This window comes from Brevundimonas sp. NPDC007368 (genome assembly GCF_042869015.1).
Taxonomy (GTDB): Bacteria; Pseudomonadota; Alphaproteobacteria; order Caulobacterales; family Caulobacteraceae; genus Brevundimonas.
The window spans coordinates 68,063-89,588 of record NZ_JBIAFA010000001.1; the positions used below are offsets into that span (position 1 = coordinate 68,063).

20 protein-coding genes are annotated in these 21,526 nt (G+C 67.0%); 8 read left to right on the forward strand and 12 right to left on the reverse strand.

The features are described 5' to 3' along the window. Window positions 1-126 precede the first annotated feature (126 nt). The gene (locus ACFYLW_RS00330; protein ID WP_390182389.1) at window positions 127-1,185 is read right to left on the reverse strand and encodes a deoxyhypusine synthase; all 1,059 of its coding nucleotides are present in this window, start codon (window positions 1,183-1,185) and stop codon (window positions 127-129) included. 118 nt (window positions 1,186-1,303) lie between these two features. Continuing rightward, the gene (locus ACFYLW_RS00335; RefSeq protein ID WP_312062168.1) at window positions 1,304-2,566 is read right to left on the reverse strand and encodes a type III PLP-dependent enzyme; all 1,263 of its coding nucleotides are present in this window, start codon (window positions 2,564-2,566) and stop codon (window positions 1,304-1,306) included. A gap of 273 nt (window positions 2,567-2,839) precedes the next feature. On the opposite strand from ACFYLW_RS00335, the gene phnC reads away from it, so the two are divergent. The 4 genes from phnC (at window position 2,840) to ACFYLW_RS00355 (ending at window position 6,652) form a co-directional block, all read left to right on the forward strand. Further along, window positions 2,840-3,637 carry a phosphonate ABC transporter ATP-binding protein gene (gene phnC, locus ACFYLW_RS00340; RefSeq protein WP_292082311.1) on the forward strand — a complete coding sequence of 266 codons (798 nt, stop codon included), beginning with the start codon at window positions 2,840-2,842 and terminating at the stop codon, window positions 3,635-3,637. Then, window positions 3,634-4,641 carry a phosphate/phosphite/phosphonate ABC transporter substrate-binding protein gene (gene phnD, locus ACFYLW_RS00345; RefSeq protein WP_390182390.1) on the forward strand — a complete coding sequence of 336 codons (1,008 nt, stop codon included), beginning with the start codon at window positions 3,634-3,636 and terminating at the stop codon, window positions 4,639-4,641. The genes phnC and phnD overlap by 4 nt, the downstream gene beginning before the upstream one ends. A gap of 65 nt (window positions 4,642-4,706) precedes the next feature. Then, a complete protein-coding gene (gene phnE / locus ACFYLW_RS00350) occupies window positions 4,707-5,450 on the forward strand; it encodes a phosphonate ABC transporter, permease protein PhnE (protein WP_292082326.1) in 744 nt (247 codons plus the stop codon). Between the two features lie 116 nt (window positions 5,451-5,566). Continuing rightward, window positions 5,567-6,652 (forward strand): substrate-binding domain-containing protein, encoded by a 1,086-nt coding sequence (locus ACFYLW_RS00355; protein ID WP_390182391.1) that lies wholly within the window; start codon window positions 5,567-5,569, stop codon window positions 6,650-6,652. 67 nt (window positions 6,653-6,719) lie between these two features. Here ACFYLW_RS00355 and ACFYLW_RS00360 read toward each other — a convergent pair whose 3' ends face one another. From ACFYLW_RS00360 to ACFYLW_RS00375, 4 genes are all read right to left on the reverse strand, one after another. Further along, window positions 6,720-7,589, reverse strand: coding sequence for a WcbI family polysaccharide biosynthesis putative acetyltransferase (locus ACFYLW_RS00360; RefSeq protein ID WP_390182392.1), 870 nt, complete (start codon window positions 7,587-7,589; stop codon window positions 6,720-6,722). Beyond that, a complete protein-coding gene (locus ACFYLW_RS00365) occupies window positions 7,586-8,644 on the reverse strand; it encodes a GSCFA domain-containing protein (protein ID WP_390182393.1) in 1,059 nt (352 codons plus the stop codon). The genes ACFYLW_RS00360 and ACFYLW_RS00365 overlap by 4 nt, the downstream gene beginning before the upstream one ends. A 4-nt stretch (window positions 8,645-8,648) precedes the next feature. Next, window positions 8,649-9,734, reverse strand: a complete 1,086-nt coding sequence (locus tag ACFYLW_RS00370; RefSeq protein WP_390182394.1) for a glycosyltransferase family 4 protein — start codon at window positions 9,732-9,734, stop codon at window positions 8,649-8,651. Between the two features lie 73 nt (window positions 9,735-9,807). Further along, complete coding sequence (locus ACFYLW_RS00375) at window positions 9,808-10,269, reverse strand: Lrp/AsnC ligand binding domain-containing protein (RefSeq protein WP_313472902.1); 462 nt, start codon at window positions 10,267-10,269, stop codon at window positions 9,808-9,810. Window positions 10,270-10,386: 117 nt separating this feature from the next. Here ACFYLW_RS00375 and putA point away from each other — a divergent pair, with 117 nt between their 5' ends. Both putA and ACFYLW_RS00385 read left to right on the forward strand, forming a co-directional pair. After that, window positions 10,387-13,503, forward strand: a complete 3,117-nt coding sequence (gene putA, locus ACFYLW_RS00380) for a bifunctional proline dehydrogenase/L-glutamate gamma-semialdehyde dehydrogenase PutA (protein ID WP_390182395.1) — start codon at window positions 10,387-10,389, stop codon at window positions 13,501-13,503. A gap of 79 nt (window positions 13,504-13,582) precedes the next feature. Next, window positions 13,583-14,815, forward strand: a complete 1,233-nt coding sequence (locus tag ACFYLW_RS00385; RefSeq protein ID WP_390182396.1) for a tetratricopeptide repeat protein — start codon at window positions 13,583-13,585, stop codon at window positions 14,813-14,815. Here ACFYLW_RS00385 and ACFYLW_RS00390 read toward each other — a convergent pair. Genes ACFYLW_RS00390 through ACFYLW_RS00410 form a run of 5 tightly spaced genes read right to left on the reverse strand, consistent with a single transcriptional unit; the run spans window position 14,812 to window position 19,824 of the window. Beyond that, window positions 14,812-15,672, reverse strand: a complete 861-nt coding sequence (locus ACFYLW_RS00390; RefSeq protein WP_390182397.1) for an FkbM family methyltransferase — start codon at window positions 15,670-15,672, stop codon at window positions 14,812-14,814. The two genes, ACFYLW_RS00385 and ACFYLW_RS00390, sit on opposite strands and share 4 nt — an antisense overlap. A gap of 2 nt (window positions 15,673-15,674) precedes the next feature. Then, a complete protein-coding gene (locus ACFYLW_RS00395; RefSeq protein ID WP_390182398.1) occupies window positions 15,675-16,760 on the reverse strand; it encodes an SAM-dependent methyltransferase in 1,086 nt (361 codons plus the stop codon). Next, on the reverse strand, window positions 16,739-17,662 hold the full coding sequence (locus ACFYLW_RS00400) for a hydroxymethylglutaryl-CoA lyase (protein ID WP_390182399.1): 924 nt from the start codon (window positions 17,660-17,662) through the stop codon (window positions 16,739-16,741). Before ACFYLW_RS00400 ends, ACFYLW_RS00395 begins: the two co-directional genes overlap by 22 nt. After that, window positions 17,662-19,335: an ArnT family glycosyltransferase gene (locus ACFYLW_RS00405; protein ID WP_390182400.1), complete on the reverse strand. Its 1,674-nt coding sequence runs from the start codon at window positions 19,333-19,335 to the stop codon at window positions 17,662-17,664. The genes ACFYLW_RS00400 and ACFYLW_RS00405 overlap by 1 nt, the downstream gene beginning before the upstream one ends. A 39-nt stretch (window positions 19,336-19,374) precedes the next feature. Continuing rightward, complete coding sequence (locus ACFYLW_RS00410; RefSeq protein ID WP_390182401.1) at window positions 19,375-19,824, reverse strand: DUF2867 domain-containing protein; 450 nt, start codon at window positions 19,822-19,824, stop codon at window positions 19,375-19,377. A 116-nt stretch (window positions 19,825-19,940) separates the two neighbouring features. Here ACFYLW_RS00410 and ACFYLW_RS00415 point away from each other — a divergent pair, with 116 nt between their 5' ends. Together ACFYLW_RS00415 and ACFYLW_RS00420 are read left to right on the forward strand one after the other, a co-directional pair. Continuing rightward, a complete protein-coding gene (locus tag ACFYLW_RS00415) occupies window positions 19,941-20,678 on the forward strand; it encodes a glycosyltransferase family 2 protein (RefSeq protein ID WP_312062157.1) in 738 nt (245 codons plus the stop codon). A gap of 67 nt (window positions 20,679-20,745) precedes the next feature. Next, complete coding sequence (locus ACFYLW_RS00420; RefSeq protein ID WP_390182402.1) at window positions 20,746-21,171, forward strand: hypothetical protein; 426 nt, start codon at window positions 20,746-20,748, stop codon at window positions 21,169-21,171. A gap of 4 nt (window positions 21,172-21,175) precedes the next feature. On the opposite strand, the gene ACFYLW_RS00425 is transcribed toward ACFYLW_RS00420, so the two are convergent. After that, on the reverse strand, window positions 21,176-21,499 hold the full coding sequence (locus ACFYLW_RS00425) for an AprI/Inh family metalloprotease inhibitor (protein ID WP_390182403.1): 324 nt from the start codon (window positions 21,497-21,499) through the stop codon (window positions 21,176-21,178). Window positions 21,500-21,526: the final 27 nt, after the last annotated feature.

Genomic DNA, 21,526 nt, shown 5'->3' on the forward strand with positions numbered 1-21,526 from the left:
GTGGGGGGAGGGTTCCAACAAAGAAAAGGCCGGCGGACTTCTCCGCCGGCCTTTCTTGTTTGCGCCTAACGCGCTTCGCGCTGCTTGAGGCGTCGAGTCGAGAGGGCAGAGCCTTCAGATCGCGGCCTAGCAGGGATGGCCGAACAGCTTGTTCCAGCGCCGCTTCTCGCGGCTCTTCCAGGCGCCGCGATGCCAAGCGTCCGACCCGATCAGCGGCACCACGGTCGTGGCCTCGGCGAAGACCATCTGTTCGTGCGTCGTCTGAACCTTGCCCCAGGAGGCGGCCTCCTTCAGCGTCGAGGACGAGCAGGCGCCGTCGCGCACGTCGGCCACGGTGATCTGGACCGCATAGCGGTGCATCTCGGCTTCCACGCCCAGGATCTCGGCGCAGACGACGGTGTCCTGGGCGAAGTTCTTGGGCACGCCGCCGCCGACCATGAACAGGCCGGTCACGCCCGCCGCGATCTTGATGTCGGTCAGTTCGCGGAAGTCGGCGATGGCGTCCAGCATCAGATAGGGCTTGCCCGCCGCCGCGCGCTCCTTCTGGTGCTTGACCAGGCCGAAGCCGGCGGAGGAGTCGACGAAGGCCGGACAGAAGATCGGCACGCCTTCTTCATAGGCGGTCTGGATCAGCGAGCCGGGCTTTTTCGCATTCCCCTCGAAAAGCCACTTGCCCATTTCCCAGATGAACTCGCGGCTGGAATAGCCGCGCGGCTCCAGACGGTTGGCGATCTCCAGGATGGTGTGGTCGCAGGCCTGGAGCTCTTCCTCGTCGATATAGGTGTCGTAGATGCGGTCGATGTAATTGTCGCGCAGGACGTTGTCGTCCACCTCGCCGGCGGCCTGATAGTGCTTGAAGCCCAGGGCCTCGAAGAAATCCATGTCGACGATCGAGGCGCCGGTGGCGACGACGGCGTCGACCATCCCGAACTTCACCATGTCGCGATAGACGTGCATGCAGCCGCCGGCCGAGGTCGAGCCGGCCAGGATCAGCCAGGGCGAGCAGGCCTTGTCTTCCAGCGCCATGTTGAAGATGTCGGCGGCGCGGGCGGTGTCGCGCGAGCTGAAGGACATCTTGCGCATGCTGTCGATGATCGGGCGCGCGTCGAAGGATGTGATGTCGACGTGCTCCACGGTGTTCTGCAGCAGCGCAGCCTTCTGGTTCGACTGAACGGGAGCGTTCATTTCGGCGGTTTCCCTGAGATATGAGCGCCCGTCGTCAAGCAGACGCAACGGCCCGGACGGAGCGACGGGCCGTTGCGGATCTCAAGCCAACGTCCGAAGACGGTTTTGGGTCAGGCGATCAGCGCTTGCGCTTGCGGGCGCCGGCCTTGCCCTTGGGGCGCGACAGGCGGACCACCTTGCGGGCGGCTTCCTCGGCTGAGGTGCGGACCGTGGGGATCGAGCGCGGAGCCAGGCCGTAGAGCGAAGCCATCGGGGCGTCCTCGACCGCGGCGATCTCGTGCTCGCCATAGCCGTTGAAACCCGTCGTCATGGCCACGCCATAGGCGCCCAGCATGCCGATCTCGATGAAGTCGCCTTCCTGCACATCGGCCGGCAGCCAGAACGGGCCCGGCATGTGGTCGATGCTGTCGCAGGTCGGGCCGTAGAAGCGGAAGGGCTTCAACTCGCCCGAGCTTTCACCGTCCCGGACCAGCTTGGTCGGGAAGGGCCAGCGCGAGTGGGTGGCGTCGAACAGCGAGCCGTAGGAGCCGTCGTTCAGATAGAGGGCGTCGCCCTTGCGCAGGTCCACGCGGCACAGCACCGACGACGACTCGGCCACCAGGGCCCGGCCGGGTTCGCACCACAGCTCGGTCGTTTCCGACACCGGCATCTCGTTGAAACCGCGGTGGATGGCGTCGGCGTATTCGCTCAGGTCCGGCGGGACCATGCCCGGGTAGACCGAAGGGAAGCCGCCGCCGACGTCGACGATGTCGACGAAGACGCCCGCCTTCTTGATGGCGCGGCCGACCTGCGACATGGCCGCTTCATAGGCCGACGGACGCATGCACTGCGAGCCGACGTGGAACGACACGCCCATCAGGCCGTCCTGAACCGCCTGGCGCACGGCCAGCAGCAGGGCGGGGGCCTGATCCGGCGAGACGCCGAACTTGCCCGACAGGGAATAGGCGGCGCCGTCGGCCGAGACGGCCATGCGCACGACCAGGTTCAGGTCGTCGGCGTTGTCGGTGGCCTCGATGATCTTCTGCAGCTCGTCGTGGCTGTCGAGCACGAAGGTGCGCACGCCGTGGTCGGCGTAGGCCGCACGGATCGCGCCGCGGCTCTTGACCGGGTGCATGAAGGCCAGACGCGCGTTCGGGCTGACCGAGCGAACCAGCTCGATCTCAGCCAGGGAGGCGACGTCGAAAGCATTGACGCCCTGCTCGACCAGGGTCTCGATGACCCAGCGCGAGGGGTTCGCCTTCACCGCATAGAAGACGTCGGCTTTCAGATTATCCTGGAACCAGCGCGCCGCTACGGAAACCGAACGCGGCCGCACGAGGGCGACGGGACGTTCAGGGGACCGCTCACGGACCAGGTCCAGGGGAAGTTGGTACGTGCGCAATTCACGTAACCCCCTGCTAATTGTTAACCCAGACCGGCGTTAGCAGCGCTTAACGGTTAGACCACGGGGTCCGCCGGAACGCGCGATGTAGGGATGCGCGGCTGTCATGTAAAGCGGTAATTTCATGACCTGATCCACATCCGATCCACAGGGGAACCGGCGCTTCGGGGCCTCAGACTGGACGAAAACGACGCAGCCGTGCCATTAAGACTTGTCGAAACGCGCGTGGCGCGTCATGCGGCGCCCCCTGTTGCAACCGCCACCCACGGGTTCATGAGTTCTTCAACCGCCGCTGTCGCGTCCGTAAGGGATGTGTCAAAGACCTACGGAGCCCGAAAGGCGCTCGACGGCGTGTCCGTCGAAGTGGCCGCCGGCGAGATGGTCGCCCTGATCGGTCCGTCCGGATCGGGCAAGTCCACCCTGCTGCGCTCCATCACCGGCCTGCATCCCATCGATCCCGGCAAGGGGACGATCCAGGTGTTCGGCGAGACTGTTCAGCAGAACGGCCGCATCACCGGCGCCGTGCGTAAGGCGCGCGGACGTCTGGGCATGATTTTCCAGCAGTTCAACCTGGTGGGGCGCCTGTCGCTCTTTTCCAACGTCATGCTGGGCGCGCTCGGTCGTCTGCCGGGCTGGCGCGGGATCTTCGGCGTCTGGCCCAAGGCCGACAAGGATCGGGCCATGGCGGCCCTGCACCGCGTCGGCGTGTCCGACTACGCACCTCAGCGCGCCAACACCCTGTCGGGCGGGCAGCAGCAGCGCGGCGCCATCGCCCGCGCCATCGTTCAGGGCGCGCAGGCCATCCTGGCCGACGAACCCGTCGCCTCGCTGGACCCGGTTTCGGCCCGCAAGGTGATGGAGCTGCTGGTCGAGCTGAACAAGCGCGACGGCATGGGCGTCATCGTCACCCTGCACCAGGTCGACTACGCCATCCGCTATTGCGACCGGGTCATCGCCCTGCAGAAGGGCAAGGTGGTCTACGATGGCCCCTCGACCGGTCTCGATTCCAAGCGCCTGATTGAAATTTACGGTCCTGAGTACGAGGACGCGTTCTGGGAAGCCAAGGCATGACCCGCACCCCCATCACTCGCCGCCTCATGGGCGTCGCCGCCGTCGCCGCCCTGACCCTGGGCCTCGCCGCTTGCGGCAAGGGCGAAGAGAAGACCTCGGGCGCGGCCCCGAAGGAAATCACCTTCTCCATCCTGTCGGCCGAGGGCCAGGCCTCGTCGGGCCCGCTGTGGCAGCCCCTGCTTGATGACATGTCCAAGGCCATTGGCGTGCCTGTGAAGCCCTATTTCGGCTCGAACTACACGGTTCTGGTCGAAGCCATGCGCGGCAACCACACCCAGGTGGGCTGGTTCTCGGCCAAGCCCGAGGTCGAAGCCATTGACCGCGCCAACGCCGAGGTCATCGCCCGCACGGTCAACCGTGAAGGCCTGGACAGCTATCAGTCGACCCTGATCGTCAAGAAGGGCTCGGGCATCACGCTGGACAAGGTTCTGGCCTGCGGCAAGCAGTACAACTTCGGCATAGGCGACGCCCAGTCGACCTCGGGCACCCTCGCGCCCATGACCTTCCTGTTCAACGCGCGCGGCGTCGTGCCGTCGCAATGCTTCAAGACCGTCCGCTCGGCCAATCACCAGGCCAACGCCTTTGGCGTGGCCACCGGCGTGATCGACGTGGCGACCTCGAACAGCGTCAACACCATCTTCATTCGTCGCGAGAACCCGCAGCTGGCCGATCAGATCGAGGAGATCTGGGTCTCGCCGCCGGTCCCCGAAAGCGGCATCGTCGTGCGTGAAGACCTGGATCCGGCCCTGAAGGAAAAGATCCGCAGCTTCTTCCTGACCTACGGCCAGGGCGAAGGCCCGGAAGCCGAGCGCCAGCGCAAGGTTCTGGCCGGTCTGGAGTATTCGCGCTTCGCCGCCGCTGACGACAGCTACCTGAACCCGATCCGCGAGATGATCGCCGACCAGAAGCGCGGCGAAGCCGAGGCCAAGGGCGACAAGGCCGGCGCCGCCGCCGCCGCGGCCGAGCTTCAGCGTCTGCGCAGCCTGCGTGAGGTCCAGCCTTGACCTCTGCTCCGCTTACGCCGGCCGCTGTTCCCGCCGCGCCGCAAAAGTCCGCCGTCTCGTGGGCGATGGACATCCTGGTCTGGGGCGGCGTGATCGCCGTCCTGCTCTACAGCATCGACGCCGTCGACCTGGGCAATATCTCGCGCCTGTTCTCGGGCAATGAGAGCACCCGCCTGTTCGTGCAGGACCTGCTGCGTCCGGACTTCTCCGACTGGAAGATGTTCGTCGCCAAGATGTGGGAGACGGTCCAGATCGCTCTGTGGGGCACCTTCCTGGCCGTGCTGTTCGGCATTCCCCTGGGTCTGGCCGCCGCCCGCAACATGGCGCCGGCCTGGGTGGTGACGCCCGTGCGCTGGGTCATGAACCTGCTGCGTTCGGTCCCTGATCTGGTCATCGGCCTGCTGTTCGTCACGGCCGTGGGCCTCGGCCCGCTGGCCGGCGTTCTGGCCATCACCCTGAACACGGCCGGCGTTCTGGCCAAGCTGTTCTCGGAAGCGGTCGAGTCGATCGACAAGGGTCCGGTCGAGGGCGTCCGCGCCACCGGCGCGTCCAAGCTGCATGAGATCGTCTGGGGCGTGATCCCTCAGGTGGCGCCGCTGTGGACCTCGTTCGCCCTCTATCGCTTCGAGTCCAACAGCCGCTCGGCCACCGTCCTGGGTCTGATCGGCGCCGGCGGCATCGGGCAGGTGCTGTTCGACAGCATGAACGCCTTTAACTTCCGCGCGGTGTCGGCCATCGTCATCATCGTGGTCGTGGCCGTGACCCTGATCGACACCCTGTCGCAGGTCATGCGCAAGCGCCTACTGTAACGGGCCTCTGCGGGAGCGGCCGCAAGGTTTGCTCTGACTGTCACAAAGGTCTGGCCGGACCGTCACACTCTGCTGCTCTAAAGCGTCGCATACTGACGACTTGGAGAGGTCCGGCCATGATCCGTTCCCTGAAACTCACCGCCAAATTCGGCGCTTGCGCCGCCGCCCTGGTCGCGCTCGCCGCCTGCGGCAACAACGAGGGCGGCGCCGCCCCTGGCAGCCAGAAGGCCCGCGCGGGCATCTGGGCCGCCGGTTCCTCGACCGTCTTCCCCTTCGCCACCCGCGTGGCTGAGAACTTCGCCCGCACCTCGGGCAGCACGGCCGCGCCGCGCATCGAGTCGCTGGGCACAGGCGGCGGCATCCAGGCCTTCTGCGCCGGCGTCGGCCCCTCGACCCCCGACATCGCCAACGCCTCGCGTCCGATGAAGCAGAGCGAGTTCGACCGTTGCGTCGCCAACGGCGTCACCGACATCGTCGAGATCAAGATCGGCTTCGACGGCATCGTCATCGCCACGGCCCGCACCGGCAACAGCTTCAACTTCGAACTGAACGACCTCTATGAAGGTCTGGCCAAGGAAGTGCCGGGCCCGAACGGGACCTTCATCGCCAACCCGGCCAAGACCTGGAACGAGGTCAACAAGGGCCTGCCCAACCAGCGCATCCAGGTCTACGGCCCGCCGCCCACCTCGGGCACGCGCGACGCCTTCCTGGAGCTGGGCATGGCGCCGGGCGGCAAGCTGATCCCCGCTGTCGCCGCCTTTAAGGACGACGAGACCAAGTTTGAGACCCTGACCCACACCCTGCGTGAAGACGGCGCCTGGGTCGACTCGGGCGAGAACGACAACGCCATCGTCCAGACCCTGACCCGCACTCCGGGCTCGCTGGGCGTGTTCGGCTTCTCCTTCCTGGAGCAGAACATGGACACGGTGAAGGCCGAGACCATCGACGGCGTCGCCCCCTCCGCCGAGACCATCGCCGACGGAAGCTATCCTCTGGCCCGCAGCCTCTATATCTACGTCAAGAAGGCCCACGTGGGCGTGACGCCGGGCCTGGAGCAGTTCGTCCAGGAGTTCATGTCGGAAGGCTCCGCCGCCCGCGGCGGCTACCTGCAGGACCGCGGCCTAGTGCCTCTGCCCGCCGATCAACTGACGGCCGAACGCGCCAAGGCCGCCGCCATGACTTCGATGGCCCGTCCGAACTAGACGGTCTGCTCAAGCCGAAATGACGACGCCCCGGGATCGCTCCCGGGGCGTTTGTCTTTGGGGGCGCTCAACGAACGACATGGATGCGGATGAAATCACGCGCCCTCTGGATAGCCTGTTCCCCAGGGCCTTCGCCGAGGCTTACATCCCCGAGCTTGTCGAGCGCCTCATAGGCCTGTCGAGCGACGGCCCCAATGTCGCTCAGGCTCCATGACGCCGGTGTCGGCGCCCAGCCGCCGCGCTGCGCCAGTTCGGGATAGGCCGGCCAGACCGGGCCTTGGGCCAGTTCGTCCTCCGGAAGAGGCGCCGTCGGCCTGCGGGCAATTCCGGCGAGGTCGAGCGCCTGGACGGCGACCGACTGGAGGATTTCCACCCGGGGGTGGTTGACGGTGTGCATGAAGGGGGCGGCGGGGGTGTTCAGGAAGGCGGACAGATCAAAGCCGTGGCGCCGGGTGCGGGGCTCGAGCAGGGCGACGGCCTCGTTGAAGGCGTCGAAATAGCCCAGGGCGGCGTAGGCGAAGGCGTTGAACAACCCGGCCGCACGTTCGGGCGCCAGCCCTTCGGCCCAGGCGGCGCACAGCAGGGCGGAATGATAGGGGCCGACGATTCCATCCGCCACCCGACCGTCTCGCAGCACATAGACGCAGTCGGGGTGGAAGCCGCGGAAGACGACCGGCGGCCAGCGGCGGGCGCGCGATCCGCTTTGCGCCAGCGCCGTCTCGAAAAGGCCGGTCAGGCGAGGCTGCACCTCCTCCAGGGTCTGGATCAGGGCCAGGTCGCAGGCCGCCATTTCGGCGGCGAGGGCGGTGATGACCTCGGGTTTGTCGCCGTCGGCCAAGGCGACGCTGCGCGACACGACCTCGACCTGGGGCGCGAGCAGGCGGATGCACTGGGCCACGCCGTGCGCCTGACAATTGCCGAGGACGCCGATCTTCATGGCCGGTCGATCGCCTCTTCGTCGCAGATCACGCCTTGCAGGGTCACATCCTCGTCGCTGACGGCCGTCATTGACGCGCGCGGCGCGGGCCTCCTCTGCGACAGGGTTTCGGCTGTCTCGCCCAGATAATGGCGGCCGAAGACCTTCATCACCTGGGCCACGCCCTCGGGCAGGACGTTGCGCAGGTCCTCGGCGAAGTAGCGGCCACGGCTTTGTGGGCCGGTGATGATCTCATAGCTGGGGAAGTAGTCGACGCCCTCGTTTTGGCGCGCCACGGTCTCGGCCGCCACGCGCAGCACCGACTTGCTGTAGGTGGTGGCCGCCAGCACATGGCGGTCGCTGATCGTGGCCATGAGGGCCACTGGCGAGACGGTGAACAGCACCCGCAGATCAGGGGTGAGGATGCGCGCCAGCTTCAGGAGGGCGTTCAGGTCGTCAACGATCTCCTGAACCGTGAAGTGGTGCGGCTGGATCAGACCGGGGCGAGCCGCGTCGCCTGCGACCCCTGGCGCTAGAGGAAACACGGCGCCGTCTTCCTGCGACACCCAGCCTTCGGTCAGGCCCAGGGTGAAGACCAGGACGTCGGCCTGCTCGAACATGGTCCGCACGGCGGCCAGGTGCTGTTCGCGGTCGGCCAGCATGGCCTCGTCGCTGTCGAAGCCTTCAGGCTCGATCTGCGGCCGGAAAGGATCGACGAAACGCTCGCCCAGGCGCCAGGCCGGCTCGGCGGGCGCAAACAGACCGAAGGCGCGCTGGAACAGCTGCAGCAGCTGGCGGGCGGTATAGATATTGCCGAACCGGGCGGGATAGACGCCGTAGTTCCGATCCGTCGGCCCCGGCTCGGTGACGAGATAGCGATAGCCTTGGGATTGCAGAGACCGCGAAATATGCTGTGCGAAACAGCTTCCAGCGGTGACGATCTGGTCATCGCGTCCGAGGGCGAAGCGCGGGGCAACGACGGGGTCGACGTCTTCCGCCGCCACATGTCCTACGGCGCGGGACCAGAAGGCATGGTCGGGTTGGGCGCGGTATGGATTGTCGCCGCCATTCGCCATGCGTCTAGGCCGCCGCCTTGCGCCTCAGCCGGGCGATGCGGCGCAGGCGGCGCCAGAAACGGCCGCGCGCGGGCTCGGGGTAGGGCTGCAGGTTCTCGACGAACTGTTCCGCCGAGGCGCGCCAGCTGAACTTTTCGGCGTAGGCGCGCACATCCTTGCGATCCAGCTCCAGGGCTTTCAGGCAGGCCGTCTTCAGGTCGTCGTCGATGAAGCCCGCGCCCGAACCCGGGATGATGTCGATGGGGCCGTGGGCCGGATAGGCCGCCACCGGGGTGCCGGCGCCCATGGCCTCCAGGATCACCAGGCCGAAGGTGTCGGTCCAACTGGGGAAGACGAAGACGTCGGCGTCGGCGAAGCAGCGGGCCAACTCGTCGCCGAAGCGGGCGCCCAGGAACTTGGCGTCGGGGTACTTCTCTTCCAGCTCGGCGCGGGCCGGGCCGTCGCCGACCACGATCTTGGTGCCGGGCAAGTCGAGTTCAAGGAAGGTCTCGATGTTCTTCTCGACCGCCACGCGGCCGACGTTGAGGAAGAAGGGACGGGGCCAGTTCTCGCCGCCCATCTCCTTGTAGATGGGCTCCAGGTCGGGCCGGAACAGCTCGGTGTCGACCCCACGCGTCCAGGGCGAGACGTTGCGGAAACCATGCTCGACCAGTTCATCGCGCAGGGTCGGGGTCGCCACCATCAGTCGGCCCGACGGCTTGTGGAACCACTTCATGTAGGCGTAGCCGACCTGGACCGGGATCGGGAACCGGGCCGAGACGTATTCGGGGAACTTGGTGTGATAGCTGGTCGTGAACGGCAGCTTCCACTCTACGCAGATGCGGCGCGTGGCGATGCCCAGCGGGCCTTCGGTGGCGATATGGACGGCCTCGGGCTCGAAGGCGCGCAGGCGTTCGCGAATCTCTTCTTCCGCGCCCAGGGCCAGCCGGATCTCGGGATAGGTGGGGCAGGGGATGGTCTTGAACTGGCTGGGTTCAATGACGTCGACCTCATGGCCCATGGCGCGGCATTCGGCCACGGTGCGGGTCAGGGTGCGGACGACTCCGTTGACCTGGGGTTCCCAGGCGTCGGTGACCAGAACAATGCGCATGAAGTCGAGTGGGCCCGGGCCGTTTCGCTGAGCGGGAAGTTCTAGCCGCTTCGCATGACGAAGGCGAGACGGGTTACAGCGGCAAGACCGTCGTCGACTTCACCTCTTCGAGAACAGCATAGGTTCGGGTCTCGCGCACTCCGGGCATCCGCACCAGAATGTCGCCCAGAAAGACACGATAGGCGTCCATGTCGGCCACCCGCGCCTTGATCAGATAGTCGAACCCGCCCGCCACCATATGACACTCCAGCACCTCGGGCTGGCGGCGCACCGCGTCGGCGAAGGCGTCGAAGACGTCGCCCGTCGTGCGGTCCAGCAGAACCTCGATGAAGATCAGCAGGGCGCGGTCGGCCGAGGCCGGGTCGATCAGGGCGGCGTAGCCGGTGATGACCTTGCGCTCCTTCAGCCGCTTGACCCGCTCGAAGCAGGCGGCGGGCGACAGATTGCACCTTCGCGCCAGTTCCGCGTTGGAGATGCGGCCGTCGATCTGCAGAACGCGCAGCAAACGGCGGTCGGTATCGTCAAGAATTTGCATGCCGAATGAGCCTGATTGCCGAATGATCTCTGGTTCAGGTCGCCATCATACAGTGCACATTCGGCCAAGTCCGCCATATATGCCGCAAATCGAAGGGTTTGATCCCAGGGTGAGATGATGACGCCGACCGACCTGAAGCACTGGGACGATCTGGACCGGAACAAGTTCCGCGACGAACGCGCCGTGGTGGCCGAACTGCTGGCTGCGCCCGGTCTGACGCCGGCCGAGCGCGCCGACGTCTTCCGCGACGCCGTGGCCCTGGTCGATCAGGCTCGCGCCAGCCAGAAGAAGCAGGGCGTGGTCGAGAGCTTCCTGCAGGAGTTTTCGCTGGGCACCCGCGAAGGGCTGGCCCTGATGTGCCTGGCCGAGGCCCTGCTGCGCACGCCCGACGCCGACACTCGCGACCGTCTGATCGCCGAGAAGATCGGTTCGGCCGACTGGGCCTCGCACATGGGTCAGTCGGACAGCCTGTTCGTCAACGCCTCGACCTGGGGCCTGATGCTGACCGGCAAGCTTGTCGACGTGGACGAAGAGGCCAGGACCGACCTGTCGGGCTTCCTCAAGCGCATCGCCGGGCGTCTGGGCGAGCCGGTCATCCGTCAGGCTGTGGCCACCGCCGTCAAGATCATGGGTGAGCAGTTCGTCGTTGGGCGCACCATCGAGGCCGCGCTGAAGCGCTCGGACCGTGAAGGCTGGCTGTGCAGCTTCGACATGCTGGGCGAGGGCGCCCGCACCGTCGCCGACGCCGAGCGCTATGAGAAGATCTACGCCGACGCCATCGAGGCCGTGGGCAAGACCGCCAAGGGCCAGGGCCCGGAAGCCGGTCACGGCGTTTCGGTCAAGCTGTCGGCCCTGTCGCCCCGCTATGAGGCGACCCAGGAGAACCGCGTGTGGGAGGAGCTCTACCCCCGCATCCTGCGTCTGGCCCTGATCGCCGCCAAATACGACATCAACTACACCATCGACGCCGAAGAGGCCGACCGTCTGGCCCTGTCGCTGAAGCTGCTGGAGCGGCTGGCCCGCGAACCGGAACTGGGCGACTGGAAGGGTCTGGGCCTGGCCGTTCAGGCCTATCAGAAGCGCACGACCGAAACCGTGGCCAAGCTGGCGGACCTGGCCAGGTCTTCGGGGCGCCGTCTGATGGTACGGCTGGTCAAGGGCGCCTACTGGGACACCGAGATCAAGCGCGCCCAGGTCATGGGCCGCACCGACTATCCGGTCTTCACCACCAAGCCGGCGACCGATCTCAACTATCTGGTCTGCGCCAGGGCCCTGATCGAAGCCTCGCCCTACATCTACGCCCAGTTCGCCACCCACAACGCCCATACCCTGGCCGCCGTGCGTCGCATGGCCCGCGACCGCAACGTGACCATCGAGCACCAGCGTCTGCACGGCATGGGCGAGGCCCTCTATGACGCCGCGCACGAGGCCTGGGCCGACGAGCACGTCATCGTCCGCGCCTACGCCCCCGTCGGTGGCCATGAAGAACTGCTGCCCTATCTGGTGCGCCGCCTGCTGGAAAACGGCGCCAACTCCTCCTTCGTCCATGCCCTGCTGGACGAGCGCGTTCCGGCGACCGCTGTCGCCGCCGACCCCATCACCGCCGTCGAGGCCCAGCCCGACCGCCACCCCAGGATTCCGGTTCCCATGAACATCTACGGCGATCGTCAGAACTCCCTCGGCCGCGACTATTCGCAGGCCGCCGACCGTGAGCGCCACGCCAAGGCCCTGGAGCGCGTCGACAGCGAGAAGCTGACGTCGGGCCCCATCATCGGCGGCAAACTCCGGGCAGGAGTGAACCCGCAGGACGTGACCAACCCGGCCGACCGCTCGCAGGTCCTGGGCCACGTCTCGGAAGCCTCGGTCGAGGACGTGGACGCCGCCGTCATGGCCGCCGCCAACGCCCAGGTCGCCTGGGACCGCATCGGCGGCGCCGGTCGCGCCCCCATCCTGCGCGCCATGGCCGACGGGCTGGAAGCCGACATGGACCGTCTGGTCGCTCTGCTGTCGCGTGAAGCGGGCAAGACCCTGAACGACGGCGTGGCCGAGGTGCGCGAAGCCGCCGACTTCTGCCGCTACTACGCCCTGCTGGCCGAACGCGACTTCGGCGGTCGCCAGACCCTGAAGGGCCCGACCGGCGAGACCAATGAACTGGTCCTGCACGGCCGCGGCGTCTTCGCCGCGATCAGCCCGTGGAACTTCCCCCTGGCCATCTTTACCGGCCAGATCGCCGCTGCGCTGGCCGCCGGCAACGCCGTGGTGGCCAAGCCCGCCGAGCAGACCCCGCTGATCGCCGCCGAGGCCGTCCGCCTCTTCTTCAAGGCGGGCCTGAACCCCGATCTGCTGGCCCTGGTCCCCGGTCGCGGCGAGGTCGTCGGCGCGGCGCTCACCAATCATCCGGGCATCGACGGCGTGGCCTTCACCGGCGGCACCGACACGGCCAGCGCCATCAACCGCGGCCTGGCCGCGCGCCCCGGCGCCATCATCCCCTTCATCGCCGAGACCGGCGGCCTGAACGCCATGTTCGTGGACACCACGGCGCTGAAGGAACAGGTCATCGACGACGTCATCCTGTCGGCCTTCGGCTCGGCCGGTCAGCGCTGCTCGGCCCTGCGCATCCTCTATGCGCCCAAGGAAGCCGCCGACGCCCTGATCGAGGGCTTGAAGGGCGCGCTGGCGACCCAGGTGATCGGCGACCCGACCGATCCCAGGACCGACATCGGCCCCGTCATCGACGCCGAGAGCCGCGCCAACCTGGAAGCCCATGTCGCGCGCCTGTCCAAGGAAGCCAAGATCGTCGCCCGCGCCGAGCTGGCTCCCGGGGCGGACAAGGGCGACCTGTTCGCCCCGACCATCGCCGAAATCCCCACGCCCGACTTCCTCGAGCGCGAGGTCTTCGGCCCGATCCTGCACGTCTATCGCTATGACTCGAAGGACCTGAAGTCGGTCGCCGCCAAGCTGGCCGCGCGCGGCTATGGCCTGACGCTCGGCGTCCACAGCCGCATCGAAGCCTTCGCCGACGAGGTCGTGCGTCTGGTCCCGGCGGGCAATGTCTATGTGAACCGCTCAATCATCGGCGCCGTGGTCGGCGTGCAACCCTTTGGCGGCGAAGGCCTGTCGGGCACCGGCCCGAAAGCCGGCGGCCCCAACAGCCTGATCCGGTACGCCGCCGAGAAGGCCATCAGCGTCAACATCGCGGCCCAAGGCGGCGACCCGGCGCTGCTGAATCTCTGATTGCGAAGTCGGCGAAGCGCGGCTGGGATCGTCGCGCTTCGCCGCAAATCGGTCTAAGGCGTGCGCTTTAGGAGCCTGGATGATCGACCTGTTTCGTAGCGATAATGTCGTGGTCCGCAGCGTGCCTGCGCAGGACGTCAGCCGCTGGGTCGTGACCTTCGACAACTATGGCTTGGGGCCGGGTTTCGATCGCCCCGGGTTTGGGGAGGACTTTCTGCGCCAGTCGGGCGTGTCCGCGATCCATGTTCTGGGACGGTCCGACGACTGGTATCAGTATCCCGAAATGGCGGAGGCCATGGTCGCCGTGCGTCAGGCGACCCAAGGCGCGGCGCGAATTCTGACCTACGGGTCCAGCATGGGCGGCTATGCGGCCTTGCGTTTCGCGGACGCCGCCGGGGCCGATGCCGCTCTGGCCATCTCGCCTCAGTATTCCATCGACCCAGCCAAGGTCCCCTTCGAGACGCGCTGGCTACAAGACGGGAAACGGATCGCTTTTCGACCAGAGATTGAAGAGCGCCTCGCTTGTCGGTGTCGTCCGACGATCATCTTCGATTCCAGCAGCGATGACGATCGGCACGCAAGATTGATCGCGGATGAAATCGATGCGGATCTGATTGGTCTCGACTATGTCCACCATCCGGCGACGACCTATTTGAGCGAAACCGGTTTGCTCGGCGGGCTGGTTTTCGACGCCCTCTCGGGCGATCTCGACGTTCCCGGCTTCCGAGCGGAAGCGATGGCTCGGCGCCGAAACAGCGCTGTCTATCTGAGTCGTCTGTCCGAAATTCAACCGGCTTGTCGTCTTGGCTTGGCGAAACGCCTGGCGACGCGCGCTGTGGATCGCGCGCCTCATAGCCCCCTGGCTCTGACATCGCTCGCCCATTGTCTTGGGCGCATGGAGGAGCATGATCAGGCGATCGCTCTCTATGCTCAGGCGACCGAGTTGGGGCAGAGATCGGCCAATTACCTCGTGCCCTATGCTCATGGATTGATCGCCGCAGGCCGCTGGGAGGAAGCGCTCGCTCTGGCTGTGGAAGCGATTGAGGATTTGCCCGCTGCGGCTCACCTAAGGTACTGGCTAGCAACGATTTATCGTCAACTGGGGCGCGACGCGGAGGCGGTCGCGGCTTTGGAGGCGGCGGTGGCTCTGGACCCGCATCAGCCCGTCTATCGGCAACTGCTCGAAGAGTGCCGACCACGCTCGGATGAAAGCCCCGAAGGGCTGAAATTTTTGCACATTCTCCGGCTTGTGCGTCGGCGGATCTCGGCGCCGGATCTGGATACAGGGCGACGGCGGCGTAGCGCGTTCTAGAGCGTTTGCGGCTTGTGACGCGCTGCGACAAGATCGCAGTTTTCCAACGACGCCAGCGTGTCGTTCGGCGTCTCGATCAGGCGGGAGTCGCCCCCGATGCGCCAGAATTTGAAGCCCATGGCGTCCATCCAGGCGACGAAGTCGGGCACCGAGGTCCGTGATCCCATCTGGATCACGCTCCATTCCAGGCAGACGATGATGTCGGGGTTGGCGCGCAGGGCCGCTTCGGCGCCACGCAGGATGAAGGGCTCGGAGCCTTCGGCGTCGATGCGGATCAGGTCCACACGACCGACGTCCTGATCGTCGATGCGCACGGCCTCGACCTTCAGGGTTTCCCCGTCCTCATAGGGATTGTCCGACCAGTGCGTGACATAGCCCCCGCCCGAGTTCCGGCGAGACACCACAAAGTCGATGTGACCGGGATGGTCCAGGGCGGCCTTGGGGATGATGCGGGTGCGGGGCGCATAGCCGTTCAGCAGAACGGACCGCTGCACCAGTCCTGCCAGTCGAGGATTGCCCTCAAAGGCGGTGACGAAGCCGTTCGGTCCAACCGCGTCTGCCATGATCGTCGTGTAGTAGCCGACATTGGCTCCCACTTCGACGATGCGGAAGCCGGGGCGGATCAGCGAGAGCAGGGCCCTGTGAATGTGCTTTTCCCAGTGACCGTGGGCGATGATGTTGGCGCTGACGTGTTCGTCCAGAGGGTCCACGTACAGCATGTGCCCGCAGTCCAGACGGACCATCGCCAGATCGGGGCCGAGATAGAAGTAGCGGTCCGTCTTGCTGGCGCAGGCGCACGCGGGCGCTCCGAGAAGACGGCGACGCGCGCGCGCAAGACGCTTTCGAAGAGACGTCATGATCAGGCCTCGCCGCGTTGAATGATGACGCCGACCGAGGTGGTCGGGTGCCCCCACAGCGACATCCTAAGATGCGGCTGGTCGCGATAAGGCATGACGTCGATGTACTGCTCGACCAGACCATTCCCCATTGAGAAGTCGAACGGAGCCACGCGGTGACCCTTGGCTTGAAGGCGCGCCGTGACCTTCTCCAGATCCCGGCGTCGGAACAGGACCGTATCCTGATGGTCGATGGTCTCGATGTTGGAGCCGTAGTTGTATTCGGAGGTATGCACCGCCCAGCCGCCGGGCTTGAGGCATTCGATCGAGCGCTCGACGAAGGCGAGGCCCTTCTCGATGGAGCCCAGGTGCTCAAAGGCGCAGGCCGACCAGCAGAAATCATAGCCCGTCAGATCGTCCGGGACGTGGTTCATGTCGCAGGTGCGGAACTCGACATTGGCGTCGAACAGATCGTCAGGACAGACCGCCGGCTTGCGCAAGGCCGCCTTGCCCTGAGCGTGTTCGTTGGTGAGGATCCAGCCCATCTCCTCGGCGCGCTCGACGGCCATGTCGGTCGCCGTGATCCGGCAGCCCTCGGAGGCGAAATAGGCGCTGAGGGGCTCCGATCCGACGCCGAAACCCAGACCGCGCGCGCCAGGACGTATCGCGCCGCGTTCCCACAGCGCCTGGCAGATGAAGACGAACTCCCACAGCTTGCGGTGATAACGCAGGCCTTCGTCCAGGCGTCGGCACCAGTAGGAGAAGGCGGGGGTTTCAAAGCTGTCCTGCCGGCACACCGTGCTGAAGGGAAAGATGTTCTGACCCGGCTGTCCGCTCAGCAGCGGGGGTTGCCCATCCCATGCGCTGCGTTCGGGCAGGGCCAGGGCGCTGTAGAGCAGGCGCGTTTCACGCCGGTGCTCCTCCAGGGCCTGGGCCAGCCGCGCCACCTGGGTTTCGAGCACCTCGAGTCTGGCCGGAGCCTTGGCGAGTCGCTGGCGAAAACGTGCCGAGCGTTTCGAGAAGGGATTGAACAATGGGACCTCGATGGCGGCGGCGACTCGAGCGAGCGACGACTGGAGCTTCTGTCTTAACCGGCCGGCTTTGGCCATCCCCCGGCCCGGCTGAGGGCGCTGAGGCGGGGCTTGTCGATTTGTTGGCCGATCCAGCGGGCGCTCTCGATCAGCTTGTCGAGGTCGTAGCCGGTGGAGAAGCCCGCGCGTTCCAGCATATAGACCAGGTCCTCGGTGGCGATGTTGCCGGTCGCGCCGGGGGCGAAGGGGCAGCCGCCGATGCCGCCGACCGAGGCGTCCAGAATGTCCACCCCGGCCTCGACCCCCGCATAGGCGTTGGCCAGGCCGGTGTTGCGGGTGTCGTGGAAATGCAGACGCAGGACAGCGTCGGGGGCGGCCTTGCGGGCGGCCTCGACCTTCTTCGTCACGCTCCACGGATCGCCGACGCCGATGGTGTCGGCCAGGGCGATCTCCTCGACGCCCAGGGCGGCGATGCGGGCCACCAGATCGCTGACCTGTTCGACCGTGACCTCGCCGTCGAAGGGGCAGCCCCAGACGCAGGACAGGGTGGCGGTCAGCTTGGGCGTGGCGCCCGGCGCGCCTTCCGCATTGCGACGGCCCGCCATGATGTCGGACAGCATCTGCACCTGTTGGTCGACGCCCAACCCCTGATTCTTCAGGCCGAAGCCGTCGGTGGCGGACATGGCGACATTGACCTCGTCCACCGCCGTGCCCAGCGCCCGGTCATAGCCCTTGCCGTTCAGGACCAGGCCTATGCGGCTGCGGCCCTTGGCGGGGGGCAGGGCGGCCATGACCTCTTCGGCGCCCGCCATCTGCGGCACATATTTAGGGTGGACGAAGCTGACGGCCTCGATCCGTTTCGCCCCCGCCGATTCGAGACGCTGCACGAAGTCGGCGCGGACGGCCGGCGTCAGCACCGCCTTTTCGTTCTGCAGGCCGTCGCGCGGCCCGACCTCGACGATCTGGATGAAGCGGCCCATCAGCGGGCGCTCCGCTGGCCGGCGCCCGCAGGGGCGTAGACGGTCAGGCGCACGTCGTCGCCCGAGGAATAGTTGTGGCCGCTGACCACGCCGACGGCGCGTCCGGCGGCGCCGAGGTCGGCCAGGGCGCGACGGAATTCTTCGTCGTCGTGGGCTTCGACGATGGCGGGACGGCCCTCGGCCAGGGCGCGGGCGGCGCCGGGGCCGTCGGTCAGCTGGGTGTCGCGGCCGGTCAGGAAGACGAAGCTGGGCTCGTGGAAGGTCGTGATGGCCACCGGGCCCGGGTAGCGGCCCTGAGCCGGGCTCAGCTCGGCCGACTCCAGCGTCTTCACCAGACGCGGGGCGATGGACAGGGGGCGCAGCTGGCGGATCGTCCCGGCCAGACCGGCGTGGGCGATGACGCCGCACGCGATGGCGGCCAGAACCCCGGTGATCGCCGCCCGGTTGACGAGCAGGAAGCCGCCGACCGCCGCCGCCATGACGGCGAAGACGATGGTTACGGTGGCCCAGGTCTGGGCCGTCGAGCGCCCGAACTCGGTCAGGCCATAGACGGTGATGGCGCAGATGACGACGGCGGCGAACAGGCCCACCAGGGCGCCGGAAATGCGCGAGACCTTGCCGATCGGCTGGGTCAGGGCGGCGGCGGCCAGCAGGGCGATCGCGCCGAAGGTGGGCAGGGTATAGTGCCACAGCTTGGTCGGGGCGATCTCGAACATCAGCCAGGCCGGGACCAGCCAGCAGACGGCGAAGCGGATGGCCGGCTCGGCGCGGCGATGCCAGCCCGTCGACAGGGCGGCGGGCAGCATCAGGGTGACGGGGAAGAGCAGCAGGGGCGACAGCAGGGCGTACATGCCGATGAAGCCGCCGTGGCTTTCATGGGCGCCAGCGATCTTGGGCGCCAGGTCGCCGCCGATGGCTTCGCGCCAGAAGCCGCCGTCGGTGGCGATGGTGATGGCGATGGCCCAGGGGCCGACCAGCAGGGCCACCAGAGGCAGGCCCCAGCCCCAGCCCAGGCGACCCAGCCATCTGATGTTCCGGTCCCAGACCGACAGGGCGATGATCGACAGGGCTACGACCAGCAGGCCGATCGGTCCCTTGATCAGGATGGACAGGCCGATGCCCAGCCAGAACAGCAGCTTGTGCCAGCGCACCGGCTTCTCGCCCGCCCGCGTCGCCATATAGATCCGCGCCAGGGCCGCCATCGACAATGTGGTCAGGCCGCACAGCATGGCGTCGGTCTTGGCGATGCCCGCCTCGGACGACAGCAGGAAGGTGGCCCCCAGCATGGCGCCCGCCAAGAAGCCCGCGCGATTGCCGAACAGGGCCGCTCCCGCCCAGGCTACGGCCCAGGCGGCCAGCATGGCCCCGAACAGCGAAGGCAGGCGATAGGGCTGGATGTTGCGGTCCTCGACGTCCGAGGTCAGGCCGACGGCGACGGCCTGCATCCAGTAGATGCCGACCGGCTTCTTCCAGCGCGGTTCGTCCTGGAAGCGGATATCGACATAGTCGCCGCTTTCCAGCATCTGCGCGGTGGCCTGGGCGAAGCGGCTTTCGTCGCGGTCCAGCGGCGGCAGCAGCAGCAGGCTGGGCAGGCCGGCGAGCAGGGTCAGCAGGGCCGCCAGAACGGGGCCGCGCCAGCCGGCGATGAGGTGATCCAGGTTCGGGCGGTTCATGGCGCTGTCGTATCACGCCGACGCCGCCCCCCGGAAGCTTCAGCTTGCAAGGCTGCGCAGCATCCGGGCCACGATGGCCTTGTGGAACGGCGTGACGACGGCGATGTAGGCCCGCCCCAACGCATTGTGGCGGTCCACCAGGGTGGCGATGCTGACGCGGTTGAAGCCCGGCTGTGCGGGCTCGACGCGGATGACCAGGCGGAAGTCTAGATGGCCGTCGTCGAAACCGACGATGATCTCATCATCGCGTTCTGCCAGAACCGGAAAGCCGTCGATCTTCGCCGTTTTCAGTCCGACCAGTCGCACCAGCCTGTTGCGCAGCGCCATCAGTCGGCCGATCCAGTCCGGGGCGCGGACGGTCATCCGCTCCAGCGCCTGTCGCGCCGTCAGCGGCCCGGCCACGCCCTCGACGCCGAAGCGGTCGGCCCAGTCGGCGCGCGGCAGGGCAGGGTGGGGTAGGGCGAGCGGCAGTTCAAAGGCGGGGATCATGACGGTTCCTCGATATCGCGGCCAAGTCGTCTGCCTGTCGGCGCGCCGACGCCATGAGGCGCAACGCCGCGCGGCGCCGTTTCACTCAGGCCCGGCGATGCGCTACAGAGCGACAAATGATCGACAGCTTCGCTTCCGCTCCTGAAATTTCCGTCGTCGTGCCGGTGCATGATGAATCCGGCGCCGCCGTGCCCCTGGCGCGCGAGATCGCCGAAGCCTTCGCCGGTCGGTCCTACGAGATGATCTTCGTCAACGACGCCAGCCGCGATTCGACTCTGGCCGAACTACAGGCGGCGATGGCGGAACTGCCGGCCCTGCGCGTGCTGTCGCATTCGACCAACGCCGGTCAGAGCCGGGCCGTGCGCACCGGCGTCCTGGCCGCGCGGGCCCCGATCGTGGTCACGCTGGACGGCGACGGCCAGAACCCCCCGGCCGACGCCCCGCGTCTGGCTGACGCCCTGATCGCGGCGCCGCCCAGCGTCGCCCTGGTCGGCGGCGTCCGCGCCAAGCGTCAGGACAGCAACGCCAAGCGTCAGGCCTCCTTGTGGGCCAACCGCATCCGCAAGAAGCTGCTGTCCGACGACGCCGACGACACCGGCTGCGGGCTCAAGGCCTTCCGCCGCGACGTCTTCCTGCGGCTGCCCTACTTCGATCACATCCACCGCTACCTGCCGGCCCTCATGATCCGCGAGGGCTACGAGAACCGCTATCTCGACGTCGATCACCGTCACCGCGAGACGGGCCGCTCGAAATACACCAACTGGGGTCGGCTGCGGGCGTCGTTCTCCGACCTGCTGGGCGTGATGTGGCTGAAGTCACGCTCGCGCCGTCCAGGCGCGATCAGCGAGTTCTGATCGAACCGCGGCCATATGGCCGAGCGCTGGAAACAGGGTTAAGCAGGACGATCTGGAGGGGCCGCCCATGCTGATCGCCATACCGCTGCTGATCGTGCCGGTCGTGATCTACAACCTGGTGATCCTGCTCGGCGGGGCTGGCGCTGACCCCCTGATCGGGCCGACGGCGGTGCTGGGCGAGGTGCTGTTCCGCGTGCCGATGACCTCGGGCGCGATGTGGAATATCAGCATAGGCGACCTGATTCTGTTTCTGTCGCTGATCCTGCTGTTCGTGGAGTTGTTGAAGTCGACCTCCAGCCAGAGGGTGGCCATCGTCAATCACGCCCTGTCGATGGCGCTGTTCGTGGTCTGCCTGGTCGAGTTCCTGCTGCTGCCGGGTTTCGCCGGATCGGTCTTCTTCCTGATCCTGACCATGGTGCTGCTGGACGTGCTGGCGGGCTTCATCGTCACCATCATCGCCTCGCGGCGCGACTTCGACCTGAATCCGCGCTAGGGCCTCAGGTCAGGGGCGCCCGCGCCATGAGGTAGGCGGGGCCTCCGCCTTCGGCCTTGTAGGCGTCCACGGTCTGGCGACGCAATCGGGCCAGCACCGCGCCGCGCTCGTCGCACAGCTCCAGTCCGCTTGGCGTCATGCGCCAGCTGCGCGCCTTCGATAGCTCGGGCAGACGGCAATCCTCCAGCACCAGGCCGTAGCCGCCGTTCGCCGCATTGAGGTTGAGCGCCAGCAGACATCCGCGCGCGTCGCCGGCGATGGAAATGCGCCACAGGCCGACCGCATCCTGCGGCACGGCTTGGGAAGGCGTCGAAGCAGAAGTGGTCATCGAAGATGGTCCAGAGCAGGCGGACGC